Source organism: Pseudomonas sp. P7758, from assembly GCF_013386485.1.
GTDB lineage: Bacteria > Pseudomonadota > Gammaproteobacteria > Pseudomonadales > Pseudomonadaceae > Aquipseudomonas.
In genome coordinates this window covers 20,773-30,447 of sequence record NZ_JACARS010000086.1, presented here as the reverse complement: position 1 = coordinate 30,447, position 9,675 = coordinate 20,773, and the positions used below count along the sequence as shown (strand labels likewise).

The 9,675-nt window shown below is 62.0% G+C and carries 11 protein-coding genes; 5 read left to right on the top strand and 6 right to left on the bottom strand.

From position 1 onward, the window contains the following. The first annotated feature begins 132 nt into the window (after positions 1–132). Positions 133–1,422: a M18 family aminopeptidase gene (locus tag HX873_RS19315; RefSeq protein ID WP_003209095.1), complete on the top strand. Its 1,290-nt coding sequence runs from the start codon at positions 133–135 to the stop codon at positions 1,420–1,422. Positions 1,423–1,565: 143 nt separating this feature from the next. Here the strand turns inward: HX873_RS19315 and glp are convergent, their stop codons facing one another. Both glp and moaB read right to left on the bottom strand, forming a co-directional pair. Beyond that, positions 1,566–2,792, bottom strand: a complete 1,227-nt coding sequence (gene glp, locus HX873_RS19310; protein ID WP_177123051.1) for a gephyrin-like molybdotransferase Glp — start codon at positions 2,790–2,792, stop codon at positions 1,566–1,568. Further along, positions 2,776–3,315, bottom strand: coding sequence for a molybdenum cofactor biosynthesis protein B (gene moaB, locus HX873_RS19305; protein ID WP_003209092.1), 540 nt, complete (start codon positions 3,313–3,315; stop codon positions 2,776–2,778). The genes glp and moaB overlap by 17 nt, the downstream gene beginning before the upstream one ends. Positions 3,316–3,390: 75 nt before the next feature. On the opposite strand from moaB, the gene mobA reads away from it, so the two are divergent. Together mobA and HX873_RS19295 are read left to right on the top strand one after the other, a co-directional pair. Beyond that, positions 3,391–3,993, top strand: coding sequence for a molybdenum cofactor guanylyltransferase MobA (gene mobA / locus HX873_RS19300; protein WP_003209091.1), 603 nt, complete (start codon positions 3,391–3,393; stop codon positions 3,991–3,993). 80 nt (positions 3,994–4,073) lie between these two features. Then, positions 4,074–4,295, top strand: a complete 222-nt coding sequence (locus HX873_RS19295) for a YgdI/YgdR family lipoprotein (RefSeq protein WP_003209090.1) — start codon at positions 4,074–4,076, stop codon at positions 4,293–4,295. A 57-nt stretch (positions 4,296–4,352) separates the two neighbouring features. Here the strand turns inward: HX873_RS19295 and HX873_RS19290 are convergent, their stop codons facing one another. From HX873_RS19290 to HX873_RS19280, 3 genes are all read right to left on the bottom strand, one after another. Further along, positions 4,353–5,237, bottom strand: coding sequence for a pseudouridine synthase (locus HX873_RS19290; protein WP_177028920.1), 885 nt, complete (start codon positions 5,235–5,237; stop codon positions 4,353–4,355). A 70-nt stretch (positions 5,238–5,307) separates the two neighbouring features. Further along, positions 5,308–5,643, bottom strand: a complete 336-nt coding sequence (locus HX873_RS19285) for a hypothetical protein (protein ID WP_003209087.1) — start codon at positions 5,641–5,643, stop codon at positions 5,308–5,310. Between the two features lie 74 nt (positions 5,644–5,717). Continuing rightward, a complete protein-coding gene (locus tag HX873_RS19280) occupies positions 5,718–5,954 on the bottom strand; it encodes a glutaredoxin family protein (RefSeq protein ID WP_003209085.1) in 237 nt (78 codons plus the stop codon). A 141-nt stretch (positions 5,955–6,095) separates the two neighbouring features. Here HX873_RS19280 and HX873_RS19275 point away from each other — a divergent pair, with 141 nt between their 5' ends. Then, on the top strand, positions 6,096–7,817 hold the full coding sequence (locus HX873_RS19275) for a monovalent cation:proton antiporter-2 (CPA2) family protein (RefSeq protein WP_102368451.1): 1,722 nt from the start codon (positions 6,096–6,098) through the stop codon (positions 7,815–7,817). On the opposite strand, the gene HX873_RS19270 is transcribed toward HX873_RS19275, so the two are convergent. Further along, entirely contained in the window at positions 7,804–9,012 is a 1,209-nt protein-coding gene (locus tag HX873_RS19270) for an ammonium transporter (RefSeq protein WP_177123050.1), read from the bottom strand. The genes HX873_RS19275 and HX873_RS19270 overlap by 14 nt on opposite strands. 348 nt (positions 9,013–9,360) lie before the next feature. On the opposite strand from HX873_RS19270, the gene HX873_RS19265 reads away from it, so the two are divergent. Next, positions 9,361–9,675, top strand: coding sequence for a YqjD family protein (locus HX873_RS19265; protein WP_003209080.1), 315 nt, complete (start codon positions 9,361–9,363; stop codon positions 9,673–9,675).

The window sequence follows — 9,675 nt, the reverse complement described above, 5'->3', positions numbered from 1 at the left end:
CGAATGCGGTGGATCAGTTAGCCCATTCGGCGACTGACACACCGCATTCGCGAGCAAGCCCGCTCCCACATTTGTTCTGTGCACTTATCCCGTCGGACGGTAAACTCGCGCCATTGCTGTCTGGAGCTACTTATGCGCGAAGAGTTGAACCAAGGCCTGATCGACTTCCTCAAGGCCTCCCCTACCCCGTTCCATGCCACCGCCGCCCTTGCACAGCGCCTGGAAGCGGCCGGTTTCCAGCGTCTTGACGAGCGCGAGACCTGGACCACCGAGGCCAACGGGCGCTACTACGTGACCCGCAACGACTCCTCGATCATCGCCTTCAAGCTCGGCCGCCACTCGCCCCTGCAAGGCGGCATCCGCCTGGTCGGCGCCCACACCGACAGCCCGTGCCTGCGGGTCAAGCCACAGCCTGAACTGCAACGCCAGGGCTTCTGGCAACTGGGTGTGGAAGTGTACGGCGGCGCGCTGCTGGCGCCGTGGTTCGACCGCGATCTGTCCCTGGCCGGCCGCGTCACTTTCCGCCGCGACGGCAAGGTCGAAAGCCAGCTGATCGACTTCAAGCTGCCCATCGCGATCATCCCCAACCTGGCCATTCACCTGAACCGTGAAGCCAACCAGGGTTGGGCGATCAATGCCCAGACCGAACTGCCGCCGATCCTTGCGCAGTTCGCCGGTGACGAGCGCGTGGACTTCCGCGCAGTGCTGACCGAGCAACTGGCTCGTGAACACGGGTTGAACGCTGACGTGGTGCTCGACTATGAGCTGAGCTTCTACGACACCCAGAGCGCGGCCGTGATCGGCCTCAATGGCGACTTTATCGCCGGTGCCCGCCTCGACAACCTGCTGTCGTGCTACGCCGGCCTGCAAGCCCTGCTCACCGCCGAAACCGATGAAACCTGCGTGCTGGTCTGCAACGACCACGAAGAAGTCGGCTCGTGCTCCGCCTGCGGTGCCGACGGCCCGATGCTGGAGCAGACCCTGCGTCGCCTGCTGCCCGAGGGCGATGAGTTCGTACGCACTATCCAGAAGTCGCTGCTGGTGTCTGCCGACAACGCCCACGGCGTGCACCCCAACTACGCCGAGAAGCACGACGCCAACCACGGCCCGAAACTCAATGCCGGCCCGGTGATCAAGGTCAACAGCAACCAGCGCTACGCCACCAACAGCGAAACCGCCGGGTTCTTCCGCCACCTGTGCATGGCCGAAGAAGTGCCGGTGCAAAGCTTTGTGGTTCGCAGCGACATGGGTTGCGGCTCGACCATCGGCCCGATCACCGCCAGCCACCTGGGCGTGCGCACCGTGGATATCGGCTTGCCGACGTTTGCGATGCACTCGATTCGCGAGCTGTGCGGCAGCCACGACCTGGCGCACCTGGTGAAGGTGTTGAGTGCGTTTTACGCGAGTCGCGACTTGCCGTAATTGCAGGATGAACACAAATCAAATGTGGGAGCGGGCTTGCTCGCGAATGCAGAGGGTCAGTCAATACATCGGGTGACTGATCCACCGCTTTCGCGAGCAAGCCCGCTCCCACATTTTGATCTTCATTGTTTGATAGATCGGGCTCAGTTCAACACTTCACTCAGCGGAATGAAGTTGACCCGGTCACCGATCTCCAGCGTCGTCCCCTCCAGCACTTCTACCAAACCTTCGGCCCACGCCGCGCTACGCAGCACACCCGAGCTCTGGTTGCGGTAGATGATCGCCTTGCCCTGCTCCAGCCGCCCGCGCAAATACTCGCGGCGATTCCCCGGCTTGGGCCAGACAAACCCCACTGGCACTTCAATGCACAGCGGCTGCACGTCTTCCACGCCCTGGCGGCGCAACAGGTAAGGCCGCGCCAGCAAGGCAAAGGTCACCAGCGTCGACGCCGGATTGCCCGGCAAACCGATCACCGGTACACCACGGAAATGCCCGAACGTCAGCGGCTTGCCCGGCTTGATCGCCAGCTTCCACAGCGCCAGCTCCCCTTCTTCCCGCAGCGCAATCCCGAGAAAATCCGCCTCGCCCACCGACACACCGCCGGTGGACAGAATCAGGTCTACCGAGCCCAATGCGCCCAGGCGTTCGCGGGTTTGTTCCAGGTCATCCGGCAGGATCCCGGCGTCCACCACTTCGCAGCCCAGGCGCTCCAGCCAGCTGCACAGCACTCGGCGATTGCTGTTGTAGATCTGCCCGGGCCCCAGCGGCAGGCCCGGCTCGATCAACTCGTCGCCGGTGGACAGCACAGCCACGCGGGCGCGTCGTACCACTTCCAGCCGATCACGACCCAGTGAAGCCGCCAGGCCCAACTCGATCGGGCCCAGGCGTGTACCTGCTGGCAACACCCACTCGCCCACCGTGGTTTCCTGGCCTTGGGGACGGATGTTTTGATCCACCTGCAACGCTTCGGTGAAGCTCACCCGCTGATCGGCATGGACCACGGCGTTTTCCTGCATCTCGACGCAGTCCGCGCCCTCCGGTACCGGGGCTCCGGTGAAGATCCGCGCGCAGGTACCGGCAGCCAAGGGCTCGGGTGCCGTGCCCGCAAAAATGCGCTGGCTGACTACCAGTGGCTCACCGGTCCAGTCCGCCAGGCGCAGGGCGTATCCGTCCATGGCGCTGTTGGGCCAGGGCGGCAAGTCCAGCGTGGAGATCAACGCCTGGGCCAGCACCCGACCATCACACTCGGCCAGCGGCAACGTTTCCGGCTCGCGAATCGGCGCTGCCTCGGCCATCGCCAGCAATTGTTCGAGGGCGTCTTCCACCGGCATCAACGCGCCGGTCTTGCCCGGCTTACCCACGGGATTCACAGGGCTCGGCCTGTTTCAAATGCGGGACGAAGTTGCACGGGCGGTGACGGTTATCCAGTTGCTCGGCGAGAATCCCGTCCCAACCGGTGCGCACCGCGTTGGTGGAGCCCGGCAGGCAGCACACCAGTGTGCCGTTGGCCAGGCCGGCCAGGGCACGGGATTGCACGGTGGAGGTGCCGATATCGGCCACGGAGATTTGCCGGAACAGTTCGCCGAAACCATCCACCTGTTTATCCAGCAGGCAGCTCACCGCTTCCGGAGTGCTGTCGCGGCCGGTGAAGCCGGTGCCGCCGGTGATCAACACCACCTGCACCACGTCTTCGGCAATCCAGTGCGCCACTTGCGCACGGATTTTGTACAGATCATCTTTAAGCAAAACTCGCTCGGCCAGCAGGTGACCGGCGGCGGTCAGGCGGTCGACGAAGACCTGGCCCGAGGTGTCGGTTTCCAGGGTGCGGGTGTCGCTGACCGTCAATACAGCGATATTCAGGGGTACAAAGGGCGCATCAGCCTTGGCTTTCATGGCTCGGTCCGGTTGTCGAAGGAACAGCCCGATGTTATATCACAGCCCCCCATTTCACTGCCCGCAGGAGCCGTCATGCCAAGCCATTCTTCCCCACTGCCCTGCTCGATCCTTTTGCTGGCCGGCGGTCGTGGCCAGCGCATGGGCGGCCTCGACAAGGGCCTGCTGGACTGGCACGGGCAGCCACTGATTGCGCACCTGCATCGCCTGGTGCGGCCGTTGACCGACGACCTGATCATCTCCTGCAATCGCAACCAGGCGCAGTATGCGGCCTACGCCGACCGATTGGTAGGCGATGACAGCCCCGACTTTCCAGGGCCACTGGCCGGCATTCGCGCAGGACTGGCGGTGGCGCAGCATGGGCATCTGCTGGTATTGCCGTGCGATGTGCCGCAGATCGATGCACGATTGCTCGCCGACCTGCGCAGTACGGCGCAGCAAAACCCGTTGCTGCCGGTGATGGTGCGCCACGGCGATTTCTGGGAACCGCTGCTCTGCGTGATCCCCACTTCGCTGCGCGAGCCCTTCGAGCGGGCCTGGGCAGCCGGCGAGCGCAGCCCGCGCCAGATCATGCAGGCGCTGGGGGCCAAGGCCCTGGATTGCCCCGCCGACGATCCGCGCCTGGCCAACCTCAATACACCGGAGTTGTTGCACCGCCCGCCCAGCGTGTCAGAATGAGCGTCGAACAAGGAACTTTGCCGACGTTACACACGTCACAAGGTCAGTACTCAACAAAGCATTCTCTCGGAGACAAACTCATGACTCAACGGACCATCGCCGCTCTCATGCTTGCACTGGGCCTCGCTACCCTTGCCGGTTGCGCCTCGCCGACAGTGATCACCCTGAATGACGGTCGCGAAATCCAGGCCGTCGACACTCCTAAATTCGACAAGTCCACCGGCTTCTACGAATTCGAACAGCTGGATGGCAAGCGCACCCAGATCAACAAGGATCAGGTTCGCACCGTTAAAGACCTGTAAGTCTTAACGCCAGATACAAAAAAGCCCGCGTAATGCGGGCTTTTTCGTTGCTGGGGTTTACCAGTCCAGGCTGATCTCGCTGCGAAAGTCGCGTTCAAGGCCGGTGACCGGGTCGATGAAACGCACCCCCTGGGCCAGCAGCTTGAGCGGGTTGGCGTAGTCGTCCTCGGCATCCTTGATAACGTCGGGGTAGAACGGGTCGTTGCAGATACTCGCGCCCAGGGCCGTCATGTGCACCCGCAACTGATGCTTCTTGCCGGTCACCGGAAACAGGCCATAGCGCCACAGGTCGCCATTCTTTTCCCGCACCTCGACCGCCGTCTCGGTGTTGCTCGCCCCCTCGCCTTCCTGCATGCGAAAGAACGGCTCGCCATCCACCAGCCGGCTTTTGTGCACCAGCGGAAAGGTCAGCCCAGGCAATGCAGGGGCAATGGCTTCGTAGAACTTGTCGATCTTGCGCGTGGGAAACAGCTGTTGATACGCCGAGCGCGTCTGGGGGTTGGCCGAAAACAGCACCAGCCCTGCGGTATGCCGATCAATGCGATGCAGCGGCACCAGCGCCGGGTTGTCGAGGCGACGGATCAAACGCCGCAACAGGGTCTGCTCGACGTATTCACCGGCAGGCGTGACCGGCAGGAAATGCGGCTTGTCGGCCACCACCAGGTGTTCATCGGCGTAGAGGATGGTCTCCTGCACCGGGATCACTTTCTCGTTCGGTACTTCGCGAAAGTAGTAGATGCACAGGCCTTCGCGGTAGGCGAGGTCCTGATTGATGGGAGTGCCATTGATGTCCAGTACCCTGCCCCGGGCGATGCGGTCCAGCCATTGCTCACGGCTGATGGCCTGGAAGTGCTCACACAGGCAATCCAGCACGGTGGCCCAGGCGCCTGGCGGCAGGTACAAGGTGCTGGCTTGGTGCTGGGCAGCGGAAAAAACGGACATGGCAGGCTCAAGACGTGGACATACAGGCGCGCATTATCCCGCATGCAGCCGGATCAGGCCCAGCACAGATTCAGGCCTTGGCCAATTCCGCGCGCAACACCGGTGACGCACTGGCCGCCTCGGTGAATTCCTTGAGCCAGCGCAGCACATCCACCGCTTCCCAGCGGCCCGGGTCGTAAAGCGCATACAGCAAGCCCTGGTAACCCACCACATCCAGCTGCTTGTGATAACCCGCGCGCTGGAACAGCGCCTCGATCTCGGCAAAGCAGGTGTTGAAATGCACTTTGTTAAACGGCGTCTTGCCTTCCGTGACCAGGCCATCGAGGCGCAGCTCGTTCACCGCGTCGCGCACGACGTCGGCGGACATGCGATTGACGCTGCTTTTCAGTTGTTCAACATTCACCACGGGCGTTCCCTCTCATTCAATCGCTGTACAAACATACAGTAACCGAATAATCGGGAACTCGCCATCGCCGAGTGCTAGCTAAGAAAGTTCACTACCTGCGCTTCGTCGAACGGCCACTCCAGCTCCGCGCCCGTGTCCACCCGGCGCAGCACCGGAATCCGCAGGCCGTAGGCTTCAGACAGGGCCTCGGAATCGGCGATATCCACCAACTCCACCAGCAGGCCGTGTTCGACCAACGGCATGATTTCGGCTTCGGCAATCTCACACAGATGGCAGCCCAGGGTGCCGAACAACTGACATTCAGGAAGCATGGCAAAGGGTCCAAGAAGAATCAGGCACCTATTCTAACAGCGTCGGGACACTGCAAAAGCCTGACCCAGATCAGCATGGCGTATAACTGATTCAGCGACTCTCGCGACTTTTTTCCCGTAATACCTGCAATGGAGCTGCATGTGTTTGCCAACCTGCTGATTATCCTGGCCTCCTCCCTGGTGGTGATTGCGCTGTTTCGTCGCCTGCAACTGCCGCCGGTGCTGGGCTATCTGTGTGTTGGCCTGGCCGTGGGCCCCACCGCCCTCGACTGGGTCAATGACAGCGAAGAGTTGCCAGACCTTGCCGAACTGGGTGTGGTGTTCCTGCTGTTTTCCCTGGGCCTGGAGTTTTCTCTCAACAAAATGCTCAGCCTGCGCCGGGTGGTGTTTGGCTTGGGCAGCCTGCAGGTACTGTGCTGCGGGTTGCTGCTGGGCGGTTTGCTGGCACTGTTCGGCCTGTCGCCGACGACCGCGCTGTTGCTCGGTGCTGGGCTGGCGTTGTCGTCCACCGCCATCGTCAGCAAGGAGCTGACCAGCCTCGGCGAAATCTTCAGCAGCCATGGCCAGAATGCGATTGGGGTATTGCTGTTCCAGGATGTAGTGGCCGTATTGCTGCTGACCCTCGTGCCAGTGTTCGCCGGTAACAGCGAGCAAGCCTGGTACTGGGCATTGCCACTGACCCTGGGCAAAACCGTGGTGCTGTTCCTCGGCCTGCTGCTGGCCAGCCGCTGGTTGCTGCCGCGTTTGTTCCGTGAGGTGGCGGCGTCCCATTCGGCCGAATTGTTCGTGCTGCTGGCACTGGTGATCGTACTGCTCACCGCCTGGCTGACCCACTTGCTGGGCCTGTCCCCGGCACTCGGTGCGTTTCTCGCCGGCATGCTGCTGGGGGAAAGCCATTACCGCCATCAGATCGAAGCCGATATCCGGCCGTTTCGCGACATCCTGCTAGGACTGTTTTTTGTCAGCATCGGCATGCTGATCGACCTGCAACTGTTCGTCAGTCATAGCCTGTTGATTCTCGGCCTGACCCTCACGCTGATGTTGATCAAAGGCTGTGTGGTCGCGCTATTGGTGCAACTGCGCGGCAGCGACGGTGAAACCGCCTGGCGCAGCGGCCTGGCGCTGGCCCAGGGCGGCGAGTTCTGTTTCGCCTTGATGGCGCAAATGCAGCAAAGCCGCCTGCTGCCCGCCGACATCAGCGGCCTGCTGCTGGCTGCCACCTTCTGCTCGATGCTATTGACTCCGCTGTTGCTCAGGGCTGCACCCGCGATTGCCCTGCGCCTGCACCGCAAGCCCAACCAGCAAGTACAGCTTGAAGAGATTACGGCCCTGAATGCCGAGCTGCGCGACCACGCGGTGATCTGCGGCTACGGCCGGGTTGGCCAGTCCATCGGACGCTTCCTGCACCGTGAACAACAGGCGTTCATTGCCCTTGATGACGACCCGGAGCGAGTCCAGGAAGCGTCTACCGAAGACAGCGCCGTGCATTACGGCGACTGCCGCCGTGGCGCCCTGCTCAGCGCGGTCGGCCTGGAACGTGCGCGCCTGGTGGTGATCGCGGTGGACAACAGCGACGTCGCCCTGGCCGTGCTCAACGAAGCGCGGCGGATCAACCTGACCGTGCCGATCCTGGTACGCACCCGCGACGACAGTCAGCTGGCCGAACTGAAAGCCGCCGGCGCCACTGAAGTGGTGCCCGAGTTGCTGGAGTCGAGCCTGATGCTCGCCTCACATGCGTTGATCCTGCTGGGGTTGTCGGAGCAGCAGGTGCAAGGCCGTGTCGATGAAGTGCGCCAGAGCCGGTACCGGCTGTTACATGGCTGCAACCAGAACGAAGGGGACGCGCCCCTCAATCCTGACTGACCGCGCCAATCTTGTGGATCGACAAATCCGCGCCGTAATACTCCTCTTCCTGGCTCAAGCGCAGCCCGTAAACGCGCTTGATCACCCCATACACCAGGAAGCCGCCGGCCAGGGCTACCACTACCCCCAGCGCGGTGCCGATCAACTGGCTGATCAGGCTCACGCCGCCCAAACCGCCCAGGACGGTCTGGCCGAAGATCCCGCAGGCAATCCCGCCCCACACGCCGCACAGCCCGTGCAACGGCCATACACCCAGCACATCGTCGATTTTCCAGCGATCCTGGGCGGCAATGAAGAACCAGACGAACAAGCCGCCCGCCACCACGCCGGTCACCAACGCGCCCACCGGGTGCATAAGGTCGGAACCGGCACAGATCGCCACCAACCCGGCCAATGGACCGTTGTGCAAGAAGCCTGGGTCGTTACGGCCGATCACCAATGCCGCTACCGTGCCACCGACCATCGCCATCAACGAATTGACCGCCACCAGCCCGCTGACCCCGGACAGGGTTTGCGCACTCATGACGTTGAAGCCGAACCAGCCGACGATCAAGATCCACGAGCCCAACGCGAGGAATGGAATGCTCGACGGCGCGAACGCCACCAGGCGCTCTTCCCGATAACGCCCCTGCCTTGGCCCCAGCAACAGCACCGCCGCCAGCGCCAGCCAGCCGCCCATGGCGTGCACCACGACGCTGCCGGCAAAGTCATGGAAGCTGGCGCCGAAGGTGGCCAGCAACCAGGCTTGCAGGCCGTAGTTGCCGTTCCACACCATGCCTTCGAAAAACGGGTAGATGAAGGCTACGATCAACGCAGTGGCACACAGTTGCGGAACAAACCGTGCACGCTCGGCGATTCCCCCGGAAATGATCGCCGGGATCGCCGCCGCGAAGGTCAGCAGGAAGAAGAACTTCACCAGGCCGTAGCCGTGGTCGGCGCTGATCACCGCCGCCGGTTGCATGAAGGTCACCCCGTAGGAGATCCAATAGCCTATAAAGAAATAGGCCAGTGTTGAAATCGCGAAGTCACTGAGGATTTTCGACAGGGCATTGACCTGGTTCTTCTGGCGCACCGTGCCGACTTCCAGGAAGGCAAAGCCGGCGTGCATGGCCAGGACCATGACCGCACCAATCAGAATGAACAGCGTGTTGGAGCTGTGGACGAGGGTGTCCACCGCGCTTTGCAAATTTTCCATGGAGGATGGCAGGCCTGCAGATGCAGGAAAAAGCACCAAAGCAGTTCATGACCTTCATGATGCGCACTAAATTGGCACCAACGATCCGACCCTCGTTTGAGGCCGTGAACCGCTTTGGCGCAGCGATCATTGAAAAAGGCAGAATCCGACAGGGTTTTTCCGCGAGTTTTAGTTATTTAGGGTAAGGTTTTTCAGGGTTTGAGCCCCAACCGCCCGGATTCAGCGCAAGGCCTCGGGCCTGCGCACCAAGGCAAAGCAAAAGCTGTACCAGACAATTGCAGTGAACCTTCACCGACACCGGTGACTCGAAACCAGAAGTAAACAGACCAGCCACTCACGGAGATAACCATGGCCAGAAAAACGGCAAAGACTGCTCAAGAAATACTGATGGCGGATTTTCAAACCCTGGTCAGCGATACCGAGAAGCTGCTGGACGACACGGCGATCCTCGCCGGTGACCAGGCTGACGAGCTTCGCAGCAAGATTCACGAAAGCCTGCTCAAGGCCCGTGAAACCCTGCAACTGACCGAAGACTCCCTGCGCGAACGCGGCCAGGCGGCGGTCACGGCCACTGAAGACTATGTGCAGGCCAACCCCTGGCAGTCCGTCGGCATTGCGGCCGGCGTGGGCTTTTTGATCGGCCTGCTGGCTACAAGGCGCTAA